This window comes from Salinibacterium sp. dk2585, from assembly GCF_008001035.1.
In the GTDB taxonomy this organism is placed as follows: Bacteria; Actinomycetota; Actinomycetes; order Actinomycetales; family Microbacteriaceae; genus Homoserinimonas.
The window spans coordinates 330,240-350,866 of record NZ_CP042856.1; the positions used below are offsets into that span (position 1 = coordinate 330,240).

The 20,627-nt window shown below is 67.3% G+C and carries 19 protein-coding genes; 13 read left to right on the forward strand and 6 right to left on the reverse strand.

Going from position 1 to position 20,627, the window contains the following annotated elements; translation table 11 throughout:
• Nucleotides 1-83: 83 nt before the first annotated feature.
• The 3 genes from FVA74_RS01590 to FVA74_RS01600 are packed head-to-tail and all read right to left on the reverse strand — an operon-like array spanning nucleotide 84 to nucleotide 2,849.
• The gene (locus FVA74_RS01590; RefSeq protein ID WP_147720051.1) at nucleotides 84-878 is read right to left on the reverse strand and encodes a 2-keto-4-pentenoate hydratase; all 795 of its coding nucleotides are present in this window, start codon (nucleotides 876-878) and stop codon (nucleotides 84-86) included.
• Nucleotides 875-1,906, reverse strand: coding sequence for a 4-hydroxy-2-oxovalerate aldolase (dmpG, locus tag FVA74_RS01595; RefSeq protein WP_147720052.1), 1,032 nt, complete (start codon nucleotides 1,904-1,906; stop codon nucleotides 875-877). Before dmpG ends, FVA74_RS01590 begins: the two co-directional genes overlap by 4 nt.
• Nucleotide 1,907: 1 nt before the next feature.
• The gene (locus FVA74_RS01600) at nucleotides 1,908-2,849 is read right to left on the reverse strand and encodes an acetaldehyde dehydrogenase (acetylating) (RefSeq protein ID WP_147720053.1); all 942 of its coding nucleotides are present in this window, start codon (nucleotides 2,847-2,849) and stop codon (nucleotides 1,908-1,910) included.
• 151 nt (nucleotides 2,850-3,000) lie between these two features.
• On the opposite strand from FVA74_RS01600, the gene FVA74_RS01605 reads away from it, so the two are divergent.
• The 3 genes from FVA74_RS01605 (at nucleotide 3,001) to map (ending at nucleotide 5,452) form a co-directional block, all read left to right on the forward strand.
• Entirely contained in the window at nucleotides 3,001-3,765 is a 765-nt protein-coding gene (locus FVA74_RS01605; protein ID WP_147720054.1) for an IclR family transcriptional regulator, read from the forward strand.
• A 221-nt stretch (nucleotides 3,766-3,986) separates the two neighbouring features.
• Nucleotides 3,987-4,685, forward strand: coding sequence for a GntR family transcriptional regulator (locus FVA74_RS01610; protein ID WP_147720055.1), 699 nt, complete (start codon nucleotides 3,987-3,989; stop codon nucleotides 4,683-4,685).
• Nucleotides 4,682-5,452, forward strand: coding sequence for a type I methionyl aminopeptidase (map, locus tag FVA74_RS01615; protein WP_147720056.1), 771 nt, complete (start codon nucleotides 4,682-4,684; stop codon nucleotides 5,450-5,452). The genes FVA74_RS01610 and map overlap by 4 nt, the downstream gene beginning before the upstream one ends.
• Nucleotides 5,453-5,696: 244 nt before the next feature.
• Here the strand turns inward: map and FVA74_RS01620 are convergent, their stop codons facing one another.
• Entirely contained in the window at nucleotides 5,697-7,034 is a 1,338-nt protein-coding gene (locus FVA74_RS01620; protein ID WP_147720057.1) for an MFS transporter, read from the reverse strand.
• A 159-nt stretch (nucleotides 7,035-7,193) separates the two neighbouring features.
• On the opposite strand from FVA74_RS01620, the gene FVA74_RS01625 reads away from it, so the two are divergent.
• The 3 genes from FVA74_RS01625 to FVA74_RS01635 are packed head-to-tail and all read left to right on the forward strand — an operon-like array spanning nucleotide 7,194 to nucleotide 10,806.
• Nucleotides 7,194-8,969: an FAD-dependent monooxygenase gene (locus FVA74_RS01625; RefSeq protein ID WP_147720058.1), complete on the forward strand. Its 1,776-nt coding sequence runs from the start codon at nucleotides 7,194-7,196 to the stop codon at nucleotides 8,967-8,969.
• The gene (locus FVA74_RS01630; RefSeq protein WP_147720059.1) at nucleotides 8,966-9,862 is read left to right on the forward strand and encodes an alpha/beta fold hydrolase; all 897 of its coding nucleotides are present in this window, start codon (nucleotides 8,966-8,968) and stop codon (nucleotides 9,860-9,862) included. Before FVA74_RS01625 ends, FVA74_RS01630 begins: the two co-directional genes overlap by 4 nt.
• On the forward strand, nucleotides 9,859-10,806 hold the full coding sequence (locus FVA74_RS01635; RefSeq protein WP_147720060.1) for a 3-carboxyethylcatechol 2,3-dioxygenase: 948 nt from the start codon (nucleotides 9,859-9,861) through the stop codon (nucleotides 10,804-10,806). Before FVA74_RS01630 ends, FVA74_RS01635 begins: the two co-directional genes overlap by 4 nt.
• Nucleotides 10,807-11,029: 223 nt before the next feature.
• Here the strand turns inward: FVA74_RS01635 and FVA74_RS01640 are convergent, their stop codons facing one another.
• The gene (locus FVA74_RS01640) at nucleotides 11,030-11,866 is read right to left on the reverse strand and encodes an alpha/beta fold hydrolase (RefSeq protein ID WP_147720061.1); all 837 of its coding nucleotides are present in this window, start codon (nucleotides 11,864-11,866) and stop codon (nucleotides 11,030-11,032) included.
• Between the two features lie 34 nt (nucleotides 11,867-11,900).
• Complete coding sequence (locus FVA74_RS01645) at nucleotides 11,901-12,722, reverse strand: IclR family transcriptional regulator (RefSeq protein ID WP_147720062.1); 822 nt, start codon at nucleotides 12,720-12,722, stop codon at nucleotides 11,901-11,903.
• A 278-nt stretch (nucleotides 12,723-13,000) separates the two neighbouring features.
• Here FVA74_RS01645 and FVA74_RS01650 point away from each other — a divergent pair, with 278 nt between their 5' ends.
• The 7 genes from FVA74_RS01650 to FVA74_RS01680 all read left to right on the forward strand — a co-directional run bounded on the left by FVA74_RS01650 (nucleotide 13,001) and on the right by FVA74_RS01680 (nucleotide 20,338).
• Nucleotides 13,001-14,602 carry an ABC transporter substrate-binding protein gene (locus FVA74_RS01650; RefSeq protein WP_147720063.1) on the forward strand — a complete coding sequence of 534 codons (1,602 nt, stop codon included), beginning with the start codon at nucleotides 13,001-13,003 and terminating at the stop codon, nucleotides 14,600-14,602.
• Nucleotides 14,603-14,673: 71 nt separating this feature from the next.
• The gene (locus FVA74_RS01655; protein ID WP_147720064.1) at nucleotides 14,674-15,588 is read left to right on the forward strand and encodes a VOC family protein; all 915 of its coding nucleotides are present in this window, start codon (nucleotides 14,674-14,676) and stop codon (nucleotides 15,586-15,588) included.
• Nucleotides 15,589-15,600: 12 nt separating this feature from the next.
• A complete protein-coding gene (locus FVA74_RS01660) occupies nucleotides 15,601-16,827 on the forward strand; it encodes a hydroxylase (protein WP_147720065.1) in 1,227 nt (408 codons plus the stop codon).
• Between the two features lie 2 nt (nucleotides 16,828-16,829).
• Nucleotides 16,830-17,780, forward strand: coding sequence for an alpha/beta fold hydrolase (locus FVA74_RS01665; RefSeq protein ID WP_147720066.1), 951 nt, complete (start codon nucleotides 16,830-16,832; stop codon nucleotides 17,778-17,780).
• An 11-nt stretch (nucleotides 17,781-17,791) separates the two neighbouring features.
• The gene (locus FVA74_RS01670; RefSeq protein WP_147720067.1) at nucleotides 17,792-18,985 is read left to right on the forward strand and encodes a flavin reductase family protein; all 1,194 of its coding nucleotides are present in this window, start codon (nucleotides 17,792-17,794) and stop codon (nucleotides 18,983-18,985) included.
• A gap of 15 nt (nucleotides 18,986-19,000) precedes the next feature.
• Complete coding sequence (locus tag FVA74_RS01675) at nucleotides 19,001-20,038, forward strand: MBL fold metallo-hydrolase (protein ID WP_147720068.1); 1,038 nt, start codon at nucleotides 19,001-19,003, stop codon at nucleotides 20,036-20,038.
• A gap of 21 nt (nucleotides 20,039-20,059) precedes the next feature.
• Complete coding sequence (locus FVA74_RS01680) at nucleotides 20,060-20,338, forward strand: chorismate mutase (RefSeq protein ID WP_147723010.1); 279 nt, start codon at nucleotides 20,060-20,062, stop codon at nucleotides 20,336-20,338.
• Nucleotides 20,339-20,627 lie beyond the last annotated feature (289 nt).

Genomic DNA, 20,627 nt, shown 5'->3' on the forward strand with positions numbered 1-20,627 from the left:
CGCTTTCCCAATTCAGGAGCTGGCTCTCTCAACTCAGGAGCTCCTGAATTAGGAAAGCCAGCTCCTGAGTTAGGAAAGCGGGGCTACTCCGCGAAGGTGACCTCGAGGTCACCCAGTTCGCCGAAGGTGGCCCGGATGCTGTCGCCCGGCGCAATCGCGACGGCCGCCGTGATCGACCCCGCCATGACGACGGAGCCGGCCTCGAGCGTCGTGCCGAGGGCACCGAGCGTGTTCGCGAGCCAGACGATGCCCTCGATGGGGTGGCCGAGCACCGCGGCACCGACTCCCTCGCCGACGGTCTCGCCGTTGCGCTTGAGGGTCACGGGCATGGCGGCGAGGTCGACCGCGTCGAGCGCCGCCTTCTCGCCGAGGATGAGTGCGCCGGATGACGCGTTGTCCGAGATCGTGTCCGCAAGCGTGATTTTCCAGTCGGCGATGCGGGAGTCGATGACCTCGAGCGAGATGACCGCGTGGTCGATCGCCTCCGCGACATCCTCACGGCTGAGCCCTGGTCCCTTGAGGTCGCGGCCGAGCACGAAGGAGATCTCCGGCTCGATGCGGGGCGAGATGAAGCGGTCGAGGCTCACGGGGGACGAGGCATCCAGCACCATATCGTCGAAGAGGTGACCGAAGTCGGGCTGGTCGACGCCCAACTGGTCCTGCATGGCCTTCGACGTGAGCCCGACCTTGTAGCCGACGATGCGGCGGCCGGATTCCGTCCACCGCTTCACCTGGTGGAGCTGCACGGCGTAGGCATCCTCGATGCTCAGTCCCGAGTGGGTGGACGTGAGGGGGGCGATGGGGGTGCCCGTCTCGTAGGCGCCCAGCAGCGCATCGCCGAGGGTGGCGTAGTAGACCGAGTCGTGCGTGGTGCTCATGCGGCGTCCTTCTCTTTCAGGAGGTCGAGGGCCACGTCGACGATCATGTCCTCCTGGCCTCCCACCATCTTGCGCTTGCCGAGCTCCATGAGGATCTCGATCGTCGGCACGCCGTAGCGAGCGGATGCCCGTTCCGCGTGCAGCAGGAACGACGAGTAGACCCCGGCGTAGCCGAGCCCGAGCGTCTCGCGGTCGACCTGCACCGGCCGCACCTGGAGGGGGCGCACGATGTCATCGGCCGCGTCCATCAGCGCGAAGACGTCGGTGCCGTGGTTCCAGCCGAGCTTGTCGGCCACCGCGATGAAGACCTCGAGCGGGGCATTGCCCGCGCCCGCGCCCATGCCGGTGAGCGAGGCATCCACTCGGTTGACGCCCGCCTGCACGGCCGCGACCGAGTTGGCAACGCCGAGTGAGAGGTTGTGGTGGGCGTGGATGCCGATCTCGGTCTCGGGGTTGAGCACGTCGCGCATGGCGTTGACGCGGTCGGTCACGTCGCCCATCGTCTGGGCGCCGCTCGAGTCGACGACGTAGACGCACTGGGCACCGTAGCCTTCCATGAGCTTCGCCTGCTTGGCGAGGTCCCCGGGGGTCGTCATGGCGCTCATCATGAGGAAGCCGGTCGTGTTGAGCCCCAGCTCGCGCGCCGTCTCGATGTGCTGCGCCGAGACATCCGCCTCGGTGCAGTGGGTCGCGACTCGCACGTAGCTGACGCCGGCGGATGCGGCGCGCTTGAGGTCATGGATCGTGCCGACGCCCGGCAGCAGCAGGGTCGCGATGGCGATGTTCTCGGCGACCTCGGCGGCGGCCTCGATCAGCTCGACGTCGGAGTGGCGTGCGAAGCCGTAGTTGGCGCTCGAGCCGGCGAGCCCGTCGCCGTGGGCGACCTCGACGCTGTCGACGCCCGCCTTGTCGAGCGCGGTGACGATGTCGCGCACGTTCTGCACCGTGTACTGGTGGCCGACGGCGTGGCTGCCGTCACGCAGCGTGACGTCGGAGATGAAGAGCTTGTCCTTGGTGGGGTCGAACATGTCAGGCCGCCTTGTCTGCCTGCTGGCGCAGTGCGATCGTCTCAGCGGCACGCATCGCCGCGGAGGTCATGATGTCGAGGTTGCCGGCGTAGGCGGGCAGGTAGTGGGCTGCGCCCTCCACCTCGAGGAAGACGCTCGTCTTCAGGCCCGTGAACTCGCCGACGCCGGGAATGACGATGGGCTGCTCGATGAGGTCGAACTGCACCTTCTGCTTGAGACGGTAGCCGGGAACGTAGGCGTTCACCTTGGAGACCATCTCCTCGACGGCAGCCTCGATCGCGTCCTGGTCTCCGGGCTCGGAGAGCGTGAACACGGTGTCGCGCATCATGAGGGGCGGCTCGGCGGGGTTGAGCACGATGATGGCCTTGCCGCTTTCGGCGCCGCCGACCGTCTTGAGCGCCTCAGAGGTGGTCTCGGTGAACTCGTCGATGTTGGCGCGCGTGCCTGGGCCGGCTGACTTGCTGGCGATGGATGCCACGATTTCGGCGTAGCGCACGGGCACGACACTGGAGACGGCCGCCACCATGGGGATCGTGGCCTGGCCGCCGCACGTCACCATGTTGAGGTTGGGCGCGTCGATGTGCTCCTCGAGGTTGACGACGGGCACGCAGTAGGGGCCGATCGCCGCGGGGGTGAGGTCGATGAGGCGGATGCCCGGCTTCGCCGCGAGGAGCTTCTCGGCGTTGTAGACGTGCGCCTTGGCCGAGGTGGCGTCGAAGACGATGCCGATGTTGGCGAAGACGGGGTCGGCGATGAGCCCGTCGACGCCAGTCGCGATCGCCGTTACGCCCATGCTGGCGGCGCGGCGCAGGCCGTCACTCTCGGGGTCGATGCCGACGAGGGCGGCCGCCTTGAGCAGCCCCTTGCCGCGGAGGATTTTGATCATCAGGTCGGTGCCGATATTGCCGGAACCGATGATGGCGACGTGGATGGGCTCAGCCATTCCAGTACCTTCTCTCGATAGCGTTCGAGCCGACCCTGTTCGAAGTTTCGGCACTTGTTCTATATATCGAACAACGCGAAGGGCCGCATGTCAAGCGGGCGACGGGGACTCCCAGTTTGCGCTCGACCCACGGGCCGAGTATCCATAGGGAATGGCCCGCCTCACACCCGCCGTCGTGCGCACCCTCGACATCCTCGAGCTGTTCCTCGACGCCGACGGACCCCTCACGGCGCCCGAGGTCGTGCGCCGCACCGGCGTCCCACGCACGACGGCCCACGAACTGCTCTCGACGCTCGTCGCCCGCGACTACCTGCAGAAGGATGACGGCGGCGGTTTCCGGCTCGGGGTGCGACTCCTGCACCTCGGCAACGCATACTCGGCCCGCTTCGACATGCTCGCGGCCGCCAACGAGGCCGCACGCGAACTCTCGGCCCGCACCAACGAGACCGTGAGCGTCGCACTGCGCGAGGGTGCCGACGTCTTCTACCTGGCCAAGGTCGAGCCGAGGGACACTCTTCGGCTGCCCTCCAGCATCGGCCAGCGCCTCCCCGCCAATGTCACGGGGCTCGGCAAGGTACTGCTCGCCTACGTCTCGCCCACGACTCTCCGCGAGTTGTTTCCTGATCCGGATGCGCTGCCGCGGATGACGGAGCGCAGCATCCGCTCCCTCGACGTGCTGGAGGAGGAACTCGAGGGCGTGCGCGAGACGGGGGTCGCCTTCGAGCGTGAGGAATCGACGCCGGGCGTGTGGTGCGTCGCCGCCCCCGTGCGCGACTCTTCGGGCGCCGTCGTCGCGGCCATCAGCCTCTCGGTGCCATCCGCCCGCTTCTCCGAGCGCCCCGACAGCGACTGGGCCGACCTCGTGCGCGCGGCGGGCGACGGCCTCTCGTCGAGCCTCGGCTACGCCCTTCCCTAACTCAGGCCTAGCCCTTCCCAACTCAGGACTTGGCCTTCCCAATTCAGGCCTAGCCCTTCCCAATTCAGGACTTGGCCTTCCCAATTCAGGACTTGGCCTTCCCAACTCAGGACCAGGCCTTCCCAGCTCAGGCCCGGCCCTCACCACCTCCTGAACTGTGAATGCCAAGTCCTGAACTAGGAAAGCAGGGCTGGCATGCAAGGGTCGTCCATACTGGAGAGATGAGCGACGTCGACAATCAGCGCAGCAGGGGGAGGCTCTCGGGCCACGTGTATGAGACGCTCAAGTCCCGACTCCTTGACGGCCACTACCCAGCGGGTTCCCGCGTCTCGGTCGAGACCGTGCGGGCCGAGTTCGGCGTGAGCAAGCAGCCCGTCATGGAGGCCCTGCGCCAGTTGGCCGCCGACGGCATCGTCGAGATCCTGCCCCAGATCGGATGCGTCGTGAAGAGCTACTCACCGCGCGATGTCGTCGACTTCTTCGAGGTCTTCGCCGCCTTCGAGGGAGCAATGGCGGGTGCGGCCGCCAAGCGCGGCACCCCGGAGGACGTGCAGCGGCTCGAATCGATCATCGCGGCGGCGACCGCTCGCGACCACCAGCCGGGCGCTGACGAGTCCTCCGCCTACCGCCGGGAGAACCGCGACTTCCACTCCGCGATCCACCGCGCCGTCGCCTCGCCGATCATGTCCGAGTCCAGCCGTCGGCTCTGGGACCTGAGCGACTTCCTGATCAACACGGCGGGTCGCCCGCTCCCGCTCGGCTACGTGACGGAGGAGCGGCACAGTGAGCACGCCGAGATCGTCGCCGCCATCCGCGCCGGCGATTCGGAGGAGGCTCGCCGGGTGATGGAGGCGCACATCCGCTCGACCCCCGCCCTCATCCTCGGCGATGTGCTCGCGGATCAGGGGGCTGCGCGATGATCGAGATCCTCACTCCGGCCGAGATTGCGCAGGCGCGCACGAGCGGCGCACTCGTCGCCGACATCCTGCACACGATCAAGGGCCGCGCGCGCGTGGGCACCAACCTGCTCGAGGTTGACCGCTGGGCGAAGGAGATGATCCTCGCGGCGGGCGCGGAGTCCTGCTATGTCGACTACGCGCCGTCCTTCGGCCGCGGACCCTTTGGCCACTACATCTGCACGGCCGTCAACGACGCGGTGCTGCACGGGATGCCGCACGACTACGCTCTCGCCGACGGCGACCTCCTCACGCTTGACCTTGCCGTGCTCACGGGCGGGATCGCGGCCGACGCGGCCATCAGCTTCATCGTGGGCGACTCGCGCCCGCCCGAGAGCGTTGCCCTGATCGACGCGACGGAGCGGGCCCTGGTGGCCGGCATCGCGGCGGCGGGTCCGGATGCCCGCATCGGCGACATCGCGCACGCGATCGGCACCGTGCTGGAGGAGGCCGGCTACCCGATCAACCTGCAGTTCGGCGGCCACGGCATCGGTTCGACCATGCACCAGGACCCGCATGTGCCCAACACGGGCCGCCCCGGTCGAGGGTTCAAGCTGCGCCCAGGGCTGATGCTCGCGATCGAGCCGTGGGCCATGATCGACACGGACGAGCTGGTGACGGATGCCGACGGCTGGACCCTGCGCAGCAAGACCGGCTGCCGCACGGCCCACAGCGAGCACACGATCGCGATCACCGACGACGGGGTTGAGATCCTCACGCTCCCGCGGTAGCGCCGGGCTGCCGCGACGCGCTGAGACATCCGGGTTCCGTCTGCTTCTCAGCGCGGCCGTCCGCTGCGCGCGCAACTACGGAGATTTGGCGACACGCGGACCCGGCGACTGCGATCGCAGGGCGTGTCGCCACATCTCCTTAGTTACGGTGGGCCCGAGGTCCGGGCGGCGCACCCTGCACCGCGAAAGTGCAACGGAACGGCCCCCCGGAACCGAAGTCCCGAGGGGCCGTTCTCTTTGGCTGTCAGTTGTTCTCGAGTACGTTGTTGGCGTCGTTGCGGAACGCCGCCTCCTTGCGTCCCCATCCGCCGGGGATGAGGGTGACGGAGATGACCGAGATGGCGCACACGATCATCAGGTAGACGACGACCGCCTGCCATCCGCCAGCCGCGAGGAGGGCGACGGCGATGGTCGGCGCGAAGGCGGGCCCGGCGATCTGGGAGATCGTGTAGCCGACGGATGCCCCGGTGTACCGCACCTCGCGCGTGAAGATCATCGCGAACAGCGAGCCCGTGACGCCGGCCGAGGGGGCCATCGCGATGCCGAAGATGAGGGTGACGGCGAGGGCGAAGTTCCACGGGTTGCCCGTGTTGATGAGCAGGAAGCCGATGGGCGTCGCGATGAGCATCAGCACGGCGCCGAGGAAGTACATGGTCTTGCGGCCGTACTTGTCGGAGAGCGAGCCGAACACGGGGTAGAGCACGGTCGCGACGATGGCGGCGAAGCAGATGCCCATGAGCGCGGCGGTGCGGTCGATGCCGACCCCGCCGCTGTAGTTCACGAGGAACGCCATCGTGATGTAGGCGAGCACGCCCTGGCTCAGGTAGGTGCCGGCGACCATGAAGATCTCGCGCCAGTGCTTGCGGAAGGCGACGACGAGTGGAACCTTGACGATCTCGGACTTCTCGCGGGCTGCCGCGAACGCGGGGCTCTCGCTGATGGAGAGGCGGATGAAGAGTCCCACGCCGACGAGCAGGATGCTCGCGATGAAGGGGATGCGCCAGCCCCACGAGAAGAACTCGGGGTCGGGCAGCTGCGAAACCATGAGGAAGGCGAGGGTGGCGAGGAAGGTGCCGGCGGGTGCGCCCATCTGGGGGAACGCGCCGTAGAAGCCGCGCTTGCCGAGGGGTGCGTGCTCGACCGCCATGAGCGTTGCACCGCCCCATTCGCCGCCGACCATGAGTCCCTGCAGGAGGCGGAGGACGGTCAGGAGGATGGGGGCCCAGATGCCGATTTGTGCGTAGCCGGGGAGCAGCCCCATGAGGAGGGTCGCAAGCCCCATGCCGAGCAGGGAGATGACGAGCATCTTCTTGCGGCCGACGCGGTCTCCGAAGTGGCCGAAGATGATGCCGCCGAGGGGGCGGGCGAGGAAGCCCACGCCGAAGGTCGCGAAGGAGAGCAGGGTTCCCATGAGTGGGGTGGAGTCCGGGAAGAAGATCTGCGGGAACACGAGCGCTGCCGCGGTTCCGTAGATGAAGAAGTCGAAGTACTCGACCGTCGTGCCGACGAAGCTGGCGCTCGCGACCTTCAGGGGTGATGTCTTAGCCGTCGGTGTCGCGGGCGGCTGTGTCGTCGTTGTCACGGTTTTCCTCTCTGAAAACAAACTCGCATGCTAGCGGGTTAGTCGAGGGTAAGCGGCTTCCTCGCTTAATTGCAAGTGCCTTGCCCCGCAGTATGCGTGCTAGCATGCCAGTTCAACGACGGCGAGCGCCTGACCAGTCCAATCTCGAGGAAGAGAGCGATGCCAGAGAACACTGAATTCGACACTGACGTGATCGTCGTGGGCACGGGGCCCGCCGGCGCCACCACGGCACTCGCACTGGCGAAGTACGGCGTGCGCACGCACATGGTGTCCAAGTGGAACTGGCTCGCCAACACGCCCCGCGCGCACATCACCAACCAGCGTGCGATGGAGGTGCTTCGCGACCTGGGTGTCGAAGACGAGGCCAAGAAGTATGCGACCCCGTGGGAGTTCATGGGCGACACCATGTTCACGACGAGCCTCGTCGGTGAAGAGATCGCGCGCATCCGCACCTGGGGCACGGGCGACCAGCGCTACGGCGACTACCTCAAGGGCAGCCCCTGCGGCATGGCTGACATCCCGCAGACCCTCATGGAGCCCGTGCTCGTCAAGAACGCCGCCGCCAATGGAGCGGATGTCTCCTTCAACACCGAATACCTCTCGCACGAGCAGGACGCCGACGGCGTCACCGTGCGGCTCCTCAACAAGCAGAGCGGCACCGAGTACACACAGCGCGCCCGCTACCTCGTCGGTGCGGACGGAGCCAAGTCGAAGGTGGCCCAGGAACTCGACCTGCCCTTCGAGGGTCAGCTGGCCCGCGCAGGCACTGTCTACATCCTCTTCACGGCCGACCTCAGGCAGTACGTCGAGCATCGGCCGAGCATCCTGCACTGGATCATGAACCCGGCGGCGGGCATCGGCGAGATCGGCATGGCGACCTTCCGCGCCATCCGGCCCTGGGACCAGTGGATTCTCGGCTGGGGCTTCGACATCACGGCGGGCGAGCCCGACCTGAGCGAGGAGTTCCTGCTCGGGCAGATTCGCACGCTCACCGGCATCCCCGACCTCGAGGTCGAGATCGACCGCGAGATGATCTGGTACGTCAACCAGCAGCACGCCGAGCTCTACCACCGCGGCCGCATCTTCTGCGCGGGCGACGCCGTGCACCGGCACCCGCCGAGCTCGGGCCTCGGCTCCAACACCTGCATGCAGGATGCCTTCAACCTCGCATGGAAACTCGCCTTCGCCGTCAACGGCTGGGCCGGGCAGGGGCTGCTCGACAGCTACTCCGACGAGCGCGTGCCCGTCGGCCGGCAGATCGTCGCGCGCGCCAACCAGTCCCGCAAGGACTACGCGCCCATCCGCGCCGCGATCAGCATGCCTGAGGCAGACGACCCCGTCGCCGCGGGCGTCAAGCGACTCAAGTCGGCCACGCCGGAGGGTGTTGCCGCTCGCAGGGCCCTCTACGAGGCGCTCGAACTCAAGAACACCGAGTTCAACGCGCAGGGTGTCGAGCTCAACCAGCGCTACGCGTCGAGCGCGGTCATCCCCGACCCCACCCTGGGTGAGGAGGAGTGGGTGCGCGACCGGGAACTCTACCTCCAGGCGACCACCCGCCCCGGCGCGAAGATTCCGCATGCCTGGCTCGTGAATGAGCGCGGCGTGCGGGTGTCGACGCTTGACGTGACCGGGGGCGGGCGGATGTCGCTCGTCACGGGACTTTCGGGAACCGCCTGGGCCGAGGCATCTGCTCGCCTCGATGTCCCGTACCTGCGCACCGTCGTGATCGGCGCGCCCGAACACGCCGACCTCTACGGCGACTGGAACGCCGTCAGCGAGATCGATGAGGCCGGGGCGCTGCTCGTGCGGCCCGACGGCTACATCGCCTGGCGCCAGCCGGCAGGCGTGCACGACACCGATGAAGCAGAGCGACAGCTCACCGCGGCACTCGCGGCGGTCCTCGGCGCGGCCGAGGGGAATGGAGAGAAGCAATGACCGAACGACCCTTCGCCTCAGTCTGGTCTGACCTGGCCGCGCTCGAGTTCAGCCAGGGCTACATCGACGCCGGTGGGTACCGCACGCGGTACCTCCACGCAGGCGACACCTCGAAGCCGGCGCTGCTGATGTTGCACGGAATCACGGGCCACGCCGAGGCGTACTCGCGCAACCTCCGCGCGCACTCGGAGCACTTCTCCTGCTGGGCGATCGACTTCATCGGCCACGGCTACTCCTCCAAGCCGGAGCATCCGCTGGAGATCACGCACTACATCGACCAGGTGCTGGCCTTCATGGACGGCATCGGTGCGGAGAAGGTCTACATCACGGGCGAGTCGCTTGGCGGTTGGGTCGCGGCGAAGCTCGCGCAGCTGCACCCCGAGAAGGTGGAGCGCATCGTGCTCAACACGATGGGTGGCACGATGGCCAACCCTGTCGTGATGGAGCGACTGCTGACGCTGTCGACGGATGCCGCGAACGACCCGTCCTGGGAGCGGGTCAAGGCGCGGCTCGAGTGGCTGATGGCCGACCCGAGCATGGTGACGGATGATCTCATCAAGACCAGGCAGGCGATCTTCCAGCAGCCGGACTGGAAGATGGCGTGCCAGATGAACATGGCCCTGCAGGACCTCGAGACTCGCAAGCGCAACATGCTCTCGGATGGCGACCTCGCCGCGATCACCGTGCCCGCCATGGTGCTGTGGACGACGAAGGACCCCTCCGGTCCCGTTGATGAAGGCCGTCGCATCGCCTCGCTGATCCCTGGCGCGAAGCTCGCCGTCATGGAGAACTGTGGCCACTGGCCCCAGTACGAGGACACCGAGACCTTCGACCGCCTGCATCTGAACTTCCTGCTCGGCAAGGATGACCCCCAGGTGAAGGACCCGGCATGACGCTTGCACTCGTCACGATGTCCCACAGCCCGCTGCTGGAGTTCGTGGACCCGCCCGCCGAGGTCAAGGCCGAGGTCGAAGCGGCCTTCGAGGCTGCCCGCGCCTTCGTCATGGACTACGACCCTGACCTGGTGATCAACATCGGGCCGGACCACTACAACGGTTTCTTCTACGACATCATGCCGCCGTTCTGTGTCGGCTATGAGGCGACCGCGATCGGCGACTTCGGCACCCAGGCCGGGCCGCTGGATGTCCCGAGTGAGATCGCGCGGGATCTCACCGAGTTCCTCATGGAGCGCGGGATCGACATGACGGTGTCGTTGCGCATGGAGGTCGACCACGGCGCCGTGCAGCCGATGGAGCTCATCTATGGCGACATCACGGCCAAGCCCGTGTTGCCGATCTTCGTGAACTCGGTGGCCCCGCCTTTCACGCCGCTGCGTCGCATCCGCCAGTTGGGTGAGGAGATCGGCGCCTTCGTGCGCGAGAAGCTCGCCGACAAGAAGGTGCTCGTGATCGGCTCGGGCGGGCTTTCGCACGAGCCGCCCGTGCCCCAGATCGCCACGGCAACCCCGGAGGTAAGGGAGGCGCTGCTCGGTGGTGGCCGTCACCTGACCCCGGAGGCTCGGGATGCCCGTCAACAGCGCGTCATCAACGCCGCGCGCGACTTCGCGGCCGGCATCAACGTGGTCAAGCCGCTGGCCCCCGAGTGGGACCAGGAGCTCATGCGCATCCTCGCCTCGGGCGACCTATCGCCGATCGACGCCTGGACGCCCGACGAGATGAGCGAGATCGCGGGCAACTCCTCCCACGAGGTACGCACGTGGATCGCGGCGTACGCGGCCCTCGGCGCCGTGGGTGAGTACACGGTCGACTATTCCTTCTACCGACCCATCCCGGAGTACATCGCGGGCTTCGGCGTCACAACCGCCCGCCTCGCCTAATGGCCCTTTCACAATTCCGGACTGTCGGTCCGGAATTGTGAAAGGCGGACGGTGAGAGCCGCTCCGGCCACGAAAAGTCAGGAAACCCGATCCAATGAGAACGACCCCGCCTCCTTATATATAGGGAGGCGGGGTCGTCTTGTTCAGGGAGGTGGGACTATTCCTGAGTTTCCGCGACGTTCACAATTCAGGAGTTGGACGGTCCTGGATTGGGAAAGTGAGCTCAGTGCTCCGCGATAAACCCTGCGACAACGCGGTTGAACTCGGCGGCGTGCTCAAGCTGGGCCCAGTGGCCGCAGCGGTTGATGAGCAGCAGGCGTGAGTTGGGGATGAGGCTGTGCAGGCGCAGCGAGTGCTCGAAGTGCACGACGCGGTCGTCGCGCCCGTGGATGAGCAGCGCAGGAGCCTTGATCCCCGCGATCTTGCCGGGCTCAAGGGTGTGCCGTGCACGGTCGTTGCCGAGGCCGTCGACGAAGTTCTTGAGGTGGTCGGGGCGCGAACTCGCGATCTCGGAACGCTGTGTGATGAGCTCCTCGGTCGCGAAGGCGGGGTCGAAGGTCATGATGTCGACGAGCTTGCGCATGCCCTCGATTGACGGGTCGCGGTAGGTCGCCTGCAGGATGCGCAATCCCTCCGTGAGGCCCGCGGGGCCGAACATGCCGGGGGTGCCGCTGCCGGGGCCCATCGTGATGAGGTGCGAGATGCGGTCGGGGTGGGTCGTGGCGAAGCGGGTGGAGGTCATGCCACCCATGGAGTTGCCGACGAAGGCGGCCTTCTCGATGCCGAGCGCGTCGAGGATCTCGAGGGCCGTCTGCACGTGGTTGCGCTTGTCAACGGTGACGGTGTCTGACTCGCCCCAGCCGGGCATGTCGGGCGCGATGACGCGGAAGTGCTTGGCGAGGTACTCGATGTTGGGCGCGTAGTTGCTCCAGCCGGTGGCGCCGGGGCCCGAGCCGTGCAGGAGGAGCACGGGGTGGCCTTCGCCGGCCTCAATGTAGTGGATCTTGCCGCTGGGGGTCTCGATGTCGTGGGCGGTGACGCCCGCCGGGAGAGCTGCCATTGTGTGGGTGGTCCCTTTCGTCGTGGTGGAGAGGTCAGGCGGCGGCGAGTGCCGCAGTGATCTGGGTGCTAACGGCGCGCACGGTTGCTGCGAGGGCGCGCTCGTTGAAGGCGGTGGATGCCGTCGTGATCGAGACGGCGCCGATCGCGCGGCCGCCCGAGAGCACGGGGGCGGCGACGCTCGAGAGGCCCGAGTGGCATTCTGAGATCTCGACGGCGACACCCGAGCGGCGAGAGATGGCGAGGTGCTCGACGAAGCTGCGGGAGTCGGTCACGGAGCGCTGTGTGCGCGCCTCGAGCGGGGTGCCGAGGTATTCGGCGATCTCGGCGCGGCTGCTGAAGGCGAGCATGACCTTGCCGAGTGCCGTGCAGTTGGCGGGCAGGCGGTCGCCGACCGAGTCGGGCACCCTGGCGCCGCCGACCGGATGCAACTGCTCGAGCAGCACGACGTCGCTTCCGTCGAGCATTCCGAGCTGCACGACCTGGCGGGTCTGCGCGAAGAGTTCGCAGAGGTAGGGGAAGGCGGCCCCGATGACGCTGCGGTTGCGCACCTCGCGCACGCTGCATCCGAGTTCGAAGGTGCGAAGGCTGAGCTGGTAGTTGCAGCCGACGCGCTCGACGAAGTTGCCCGTCTCGAGGGCGCTGAGGAGGCGGTAGGCGGTCGACTTGGGGAGGAGGGCCCGGCGGGCGAGCTCGCTGACTCCGACGGGACGCTTGAGACCCGTGAACGCTTCGAGCAGCTGGAGTGCCTTGCGCACGGAGGTGCCGGGGTTCTGTGCTGAGTCGATCCCGAGGGTGATGTTTGCGAGCGCCTGCTCCTGGGGGAGGGCGGGTGCCGGGGCGAGGGTGGTCGTCATTCGTGCCTCCTTGGCGTCATTGCCATGCACGCGAGTTCTGTAGTGCGTGCTCTGGAGACTGTAGTGGTTACTTTGTGACGAAGGCAAGCGTCCAGCAGAAATCGATTCTTGGCTGCAGAAGAGGCGTTCCGCAAAATGAGACACCCAGATTGTTCGCACCTGTAGCGCCCCGCATGATTGCGACCACGGCGCAGGCCCCGGCCAGCGCCCGATCTGCACCCTCGACTCAGAGCTGAGTCGAGCATGTCCCCTGCCTACACGGCACAAAAGGAGTGAATATGAAGATCTTCCGTCCCGCTATCGCGGTCGCGGCCGGAGCACTGTTGGTGCTCACCGGTTGCACCAGCGGTGGCCCCACTGGAGGCGGTGGCCAGGACAGCGACATCACCACGACGGCGTGGGGTGCCCAGGTCCTGGAACGCGGCGAACCTGAAATGGGTGGCAGCATCACCTACGGCCTGCAGGCCGTGGTTGAGTCGCTCGACCCCGCCGGCGCTGCCGTCAGCGGAAACCTGATCATGCGTTCCATTTACGGTGTGCTGTTCTCCTACGACGGCGAGCGCAACATCGTTCCCGACATGGCCGAGTCGATCGAGTCCGACGACAACGGCCTCAACTGGACCCTCAAGCTCAAGCCCGGCTTCACCTTCACCGACGGCAACCCTTACGACGCCGAGGCGGTCAAGGCACACTTTGAGCGCACGGCGGCAGAGGGCTCGCGTTCGCGTTCGGCCGGCGACATGCGGCAGATCGCGTCCATGACGGCGACGGATGCCACGACCCTCGAGATCACGCTCAAGCAGCCGTGGACGGGCTTCCCCAACACCCTCGTCGGCGCCTTCCCCGGCGGTCCCGCGATGGTTCCATCGCCTGCCGCAGTCGAGCAGCACGGCGAGGCGCTCGCGACCAACCCCGTGGGTGCGGGCCCCTTCATGCTCAAGTCGTTCCAGCCCGGCGGCGACGTCGTGCTCGTGAAGAACACCGACTATGCGGGCGAGGAGGCCTACCTCGACGAGATCAAGTTCGTCACGGCAACCGACACCCAGTCGCGCGTCTCGGCCGGCCTCGCGGGCGACATCGACATCGCCCGCACGCAGTCGGCGGTCGACCTCCAGGCCGCGGCCGACGGTGGCCTGACCACGCTCGACCAGCCGGACTCGGCGTACTACAACCTGCTGCTGAACCTCACGCAGGCGCCCTTCGATGATGTCCGGATGCGCCAGGCCCTCGCCCACGCGATCGACCTGCAGGGCCTCAACGCGGCCGTCTTCGAGGGCAAGCACGACCCCATGGTCGGCTTCATGCCCAGCACGAGTCCCTTCTTCGAGGAGACCGAGTGGCCGAGCTTCGACCCCGACAAGGCGAAGGAACTCGCTGAGGACTACACGGCAGACACCGGCAACCCCGCTGCCTTCAGCCTGACCACGACGAGCCCGCCCGAGTTCCAGCAGCAGGCGGCCGTGCTCCAGCAGATGCTCGCCGACGCCGGCATCGACATGTCAATCAACGTGAGCGACCAGCCCACCATGGTCTCCGAGGCCCGCGCCGGCAACTTCCAGGCGCAGCACCGCTACCTCGAGATCAACGACGACCAGAACGCCCGCACGGCCTTCTACAGCACGTCTGGCGGCAACAACGGACTCGCGGGAGACCCGACGGTCGACAAGATCCTCGACGACATGCTCGTGGCATCCGAGTCGGAGATGGACGGCCTCTACGCCGACCTCCAGCACGCCCTGACCGAGTGGATGCCCCAGGTGCCGCTCGTGTTGCAGAAGAACGGCATCTTCGTGAGCGACCGCGTGGGTGGATACCCCGGGAACATCGTCGGCACCCCCGACCCCGACTTCCGCCTCGTCTGGGTTCGCAGCGGCGAGTGACCTTCGGTGGCGGGGAGCTGCAACGGCTCCCCGCCACCTCCGAAACGATCAACACACACGAAAGGAACACCATGGCAAAGCCTCAGGTACGCGCCTTGGGATACGCGATTGTCGACTCCGCCGACCTCGACGGCTGGGAGCGGTTCGCGTCTGACCTCCTGGGCCTCCAGGTAGCCAATAAGTCGGATGACCTCATCGAATTCCGTGTCGACGAGAAGGAATACCGCCTCGCCGTGCGCCGCAACACCGAGCGCGAGGGCGTCGCGATCCTCGGCTGGGAGACCTCCGGCCCCGTCGAGCTCGAAGAGCTCACGGCCAAGGTCGAGGCGGAGGGCTACGTTGTCACCCGCCACAGCCGCGAGGAGGCGCGCGAGCGTCGCGTCTCGAAGTTCGTGAGCTTCGACGACCCCGACGGCACCGTGCGCATCGAGCTCTACTACGGCCTGCGCGAGACCCTCGCGCCCTTCGTCTCCCCGACGGGCGCGAAGTTCGTCACGAAGGGCCTCGGCTTCGGCCATGCCTTCCAGACGGTCAGCGACGTCGAGAAGTACTGGCGCCTCTACGTCGACATCCTCGGCTTCAACCTGAGCGACAACATCGAGGCCGGCCCCGACTTCAAGGTCGACCTCAACTTCTTCCACTGCAACCGCCGCCACCACTCGATGGCCTTCGCGCACATCGCGACGTCGCAGCTCCGCGTCGGTCACCTCATGTTCGAGGTCGACAGCATGGACACGGTCGGTCTCGCCTGGGACCAGGTCGACGAGCACGGCGCCGCCCCGATCCTCTCGCGCCTCGGCAAGCACACCAACGACAAGATGGTGTCCTTCTACGTGCGCAGCCCATCCGGTTTCGGCATTGAGTACGGCACCGGCGGCATCGAGATCACGGACGACTGGGTGCCCACCCGCTACCCGGATGCCCACTACTGGGGTCACCAGCGCGTCAGGCCGATCGACCCCACCGACGCAGCAGACCACGGCTAGGAACACGCAACAATGACCAGTGCAACCACCACCCCCACCTTCGCGGAGTCGCTCATCGGCGACCCGAACGCGGGCCGCAAGGTTCGTGACCGGGTCGAGGAACTTACCGAGTTCTGGGCCTCGCAGGAGCCGGAGTCCAATGAGCTTGGCCGCGTGACCCAGTCCGCGGCGGACGCCATCAAGGAGTCGGGCCTCGTGCGGATGCTCCAGCCCGCGCAGTACGGCGGCTACGAGACGCATCTCAACGACTTCATGCGCGCCGTGCTCCACATCGGCACGCAGGCCCCGTCGGTCGGCTGGGTCGCCGGTGTCGTCGGAGTCCACCCGCACGAGCTGGGTCTCGCCGACCCGCGACTGCAGGAGGAGCTGTGGGCGCAGAACCCCGACATCTGGGTCGCCTCCCCCTACGCGCCCATGGGCGTCGGCGTCCCCGTCGAGGGTGGGTTCCGCTTCACGGGGCACTGGAAGTTCTCCTCCGGCACCGACCACTGCCAGTGGGTCATGATCGGCGGCTTCGTCGGCAACCCTGACGGCAGCCCCATCCACAGCGACGTGCGTCACTTCGTGCTCCCGCGCAAGGACTACGAGATCCTCCAGGACTCCTGGCAGGTCATGGGCCTGCGCGGCACGGGCAGCAAGGACCTCGTGGTCAAGGACGTGTTCGTGCCCGACTACCGCGTGATCGCCCAAGACGAGATCCAGGCGGGCACCGCCGGCAAGGCGCTGGGCCTCGACAACCCGCTCTACTCATTGCCCCGTGCGAGCGTCTTCTCGGGCGCGATCACGGCGGGCACCCTCGCGATCGCCCAGAGCGTCGTCGCGGAGTACGTCAAGTGGACGCGCGGACGAGAGAACCGTCGCGGCAAGGCGTCGCTCGACCCGTTCAAGCTCGCGACCCTGGGTGAGGCGATGGCCGACATCCAGGCGAGCGTGACGCACGTGCTGAGCGACATCGACCGGCTCTACGACATCGTGAGCGCCGGCAAGGTCGTCTCGCTCGAGACGCGCTTCGAGGTTCGTCGCAACCAGGTGCGTGCTGCTCGTCGTGCCGTGGATGCGGCCGACCGCCTGTTCATGCACGGCGGTGGGGCTGCCCTGCACCTCGACCAGCCGCTGCAGCAGCGCTGGCGTGACCTCCACGCCGCGATGAACCACGCGTCGAACGTCGCGGAGCCGGTCTACCAGCACGCGGCCATGCTCGAGTTCGGCCACGAGCTTCCCCCGGGAGCGCGGGCCTGATCATGGCGGAGACGACCATGGATGCTGACATCCGTTCACGGCAGGTCACGCTGCCCAACGGTTCGATCGCCCATTACTCCGAGGCGGGGGACCCGGCGAATCCGGCCGTGGTCCTCCTCCACGGGGGACTGCACGGTGCCTCTGGCTACGCGGGCTGGGTCAAGATCATCCCGCGTCTCGTTGCCGAGGGCCTCTATGTGGTCGCGCCCGACCGGCCCGGCTTCGGCAAGGCCGACACCCGTGAGGAGTTCTGGCCGGTCGAGGGGCACCTCAGCTGGATCCGTTTCGTCCGCGACTTCGTCGACACGATCGGGCTCGACCGTTTCGGCATCGGCGGCAACTCGCAGGGCGCCCAGCTCGCCGCCTATATCGCCCTCGAGATGCCGGAGCGGGTCACGCACCTGGCGCTCATCGCATCCGCTGGTTTCAACGCCGCCCTTGGCATCGACCGCGCACTCCTCAAGGAGGGCGTGCCCTTCCCGCGCTGGGACGGCACGGTCGACGGGATGCGCGAGATCCTCAAGACGATCGCCCACAAGCCGGAGGGTGTCACTGACGAGGTCGTGCAGATGCGCGCCGAGGCGGCGGCCCAGCAGAAGGACGCCTGGGCGGCCGCATCGAAGTTCAACCGCGAGTCGTTCACCGTGCCGGAGCACCGCGAGAAGCTGATGCTCGTCGGCAGGATCGAGAAGCTGACAATCCCCGCGATCTACCTGTACGGCCAGGATGACGTGCTCGGCCCCGTCGAGAACGCCTACCTGCAGGAGGATGCGATGCCGGGCGTGCAGTTCTTCTATCCGGAGAACTGCGGCCACCAGGGGCAGACCGATCGCCCCGAGCTCTTCGGGCAGGTGTTCGCCGAGTTCTTCTCGACGGGCCGTGTCACACGGGCGACCGCGCGCGACGCGGGAGTCTCACCACGGCGGGACCCCCTCCCCGTGGTGTCCGACTGAAAGGAACCACCATGACGCAGGATGCGACGGCAGTGCAGTCGATCGACCCGGCCCGCTTTCGCCAGGTGCTCGGCCACTATCCGACGGGCGTGGTCGTCATCACGGCGATCCGTCCCGATGGGCAGCCGCTCGGCATGACGGTCGGCTCCTTCAGCTCGGTGTCGCTTGACCCCATGCTCGTGAGCTTCATGCCCACGACCGCATCGAAGAGCTTCCAGGCGCTGCGTGAGGCCGACTGCTTCTGCGTCAACGTTCTCGCGGCCGACCAGGAGGCCCTCGCGAGGCGCTTCGCCCGTTCGGGCCCCGATCGATTCGAGGATGTTCTCTGGTCGGTCGCCGAGAGCGGCGCGCCCGTGCTCGACGGCACTGTCGCATCCATCCACTGCACCTTCGACTCGATCGTAGAGGCGGGTGACCACTACATCGTACTGGGCGCCGTGCAGGCGCTTGAGGTGCACCGGCCCGTTTCGCCGCTGCTGTTCTTCCAGGGCGGCTACGGCAAGTTCTCGCTGCTCGCGGTCGAGGACCGTTCGCCGAGCGAGATGATTGAGAGCGTGCGGCTCGTGGAGACCTTCCGCGGCACCATGCAGGATGTCGCGGATGCGGTGGGCGCCGAGTGCAGCGCGCTCACGGTGATTGGTTCAGATCTCACGGTGGTTGCCACCGCCGCGGCCGGCGGACTGGCGCCGCACGGCAGCCTGGGCAGTCGCATCCCGTACATGCCGCCGCTCGGGGAGCTCTACGCTGCCCTCGACGCCGACGAGTCCGCCCTGCGCTGGCTCGGTCGCGCGGCATCCCTTGAAGACGAGGATGTCATGGACCGCTACCGCGAGCGGCTCGAGCTTGCGCGCGAGCGTGGGTGGTCGATGTCGTTCGCGGGCGAGTACCCTGATGTGGCACTGTTCGACGCCCTCCGCGACTATTCCGGCGGCGATCTGACACCCGTGCGCCTGGCCGAGATCCGCGAGGTTATCCGCTCGGCGAACAAGTACTACGAGCACCGTGACCTGGTGGAGGGGGAGCGCTATGACGTCACGTCGATCGTCGCGCCCGTCATGTGCGACGGCCTCATCCGTTTCGTGCTGCGCCTCCGCCAGCTGCCGACGCAGGCCACTCCGGCCCAGATCAGCGCCTGGATCGATGCCCTCACGGATGCTGCGGCCACCGCGAGCGAGACCCTCTCGGCACACGGCTCCTGCCGCTGAGCGGGTGATGCCGCGATGACGGCGCCCGTGAGCGCGGCCGAGCTCGACGCGCATCGGGCGGGTCGCCTGCCCGCGATGGAACGCGTCGTCGAGGGCGTCTGGACGGTCCCTCTCGCGATCCCGCCCGGGCACATGCCCTACACGCTCTCCTACCTTGTCGAGGATGCGCGCGGCGGCGTGCACCTCGTCGACCCCGGTTGGGATCTCGACGAGAACCTTGACGCACTCCGCCTCGCGCTCGGGCGCATCGGCCGTGACTGGGCGGATGTCGCTTCCGTCATCGTCACCCATCTGCACCCCGACCACATCGGCCTCGCGGGTCGCGTGCGCACGCTGCACGGCCTGCCTGTCGTGCTGCACCGGCTCGAGCACGAGGCGCAGCAGCGGGTGGCCGCGCTCGAGGCCCGGCCGCACCATGTGCGCGACGAGCTCACCCGCTGGGGCGTGCCCGCCGAGCGTTTCGACGAGGTGCGCGGCTACGCCACCAAGGGCGCGCGGGTCGTCGTCGAGGGCGACATCCTCGTGCAAGACGGGCAGGTGCTCGACGTGCCGGGGCGACGCATCCGGGCCCTGCACACGCCGGGGCACACGCCCGGGCACATGTGCCTGTTCGATGAAGGCGACGGGCTGCTCTTCACGGGTGACCACGTGCTGCCGAAGGTCGTGCCCGGCATCGGGCTCGGCGGGCCCGTCGACTACAACCCGCTCGAGCGGTACCTGCACGGCATGGCCGACATCGCCAGGTACGACGGATGCGAGGCGCTGCCCGGTCACGGATACCGGTTCCGCGGGGTCACGGCCCGGGCCGCAGAGATCGCCCGGCACCACCTCAAGCGCACGGCCGAGGTCGCGCAGCTCGTCGGGCACGGCGACCCGGGCTCGACCTGGGAGACGGCCTCGCGGCTCACGTGGTCGCGCGGTTGGGAGAACATGACCCGCCACTACCTGATCGCGGCCCTCAGGCAGACCGAGCTGCACCTCGAACTCGTGCGCGGCGGCGGTCATGTCGAGCTGCTCGAGCGCTGGCGCGTTGGCATTCCCGGCAGCGAATAGAGTATTCACGTGAGTGACACCATGGACGAGCTGCTCTCCCTGCGCCAGAGCATCGACAATGTCGATGCGGCCCTCATTCACATGCTGGCGGAGCGCTTCAAGTTCACGCAGCAGGTCGGTCGGCTGAAGGCCAGGCACGGCCTGCCGCCCTCCGACCCGGAGCGCGAGCGCGTGCAGATCGAGCGGCTGAGGGCGCTCGCTGCTGACTCGAACCTCGACCCGGAGTTCGCGGAGAAGTTCCTCAACTTCATCGTCGCCGAGGTCATTCACCACCACGAGCGCATCCGCGACGAGTCTTAGCCCACCGCGACGGACCCCGCTTCGCGGTCGGGGCTTCGTCTGCCGTCCACCCTTTAGTTTGTGTACCCGATGATTTAGCAAAACTATTGCAATAGGCCTCCGCCCTCGTGTTCGGCGCTATGTGCGGGCCATCCACTCATGTTGCCCGCGGTTCCGGGGAAATCAATGCTTGACGGCCCCTGAGTGCTCTCCTAGGGTTTCGATACGTACACGCAGAATCTCGCGGAAGCCAGACACGGCCAAACCGTAAGTAGGCGTGAGAATTTGTTTCCCAACGATGCGAAACGGC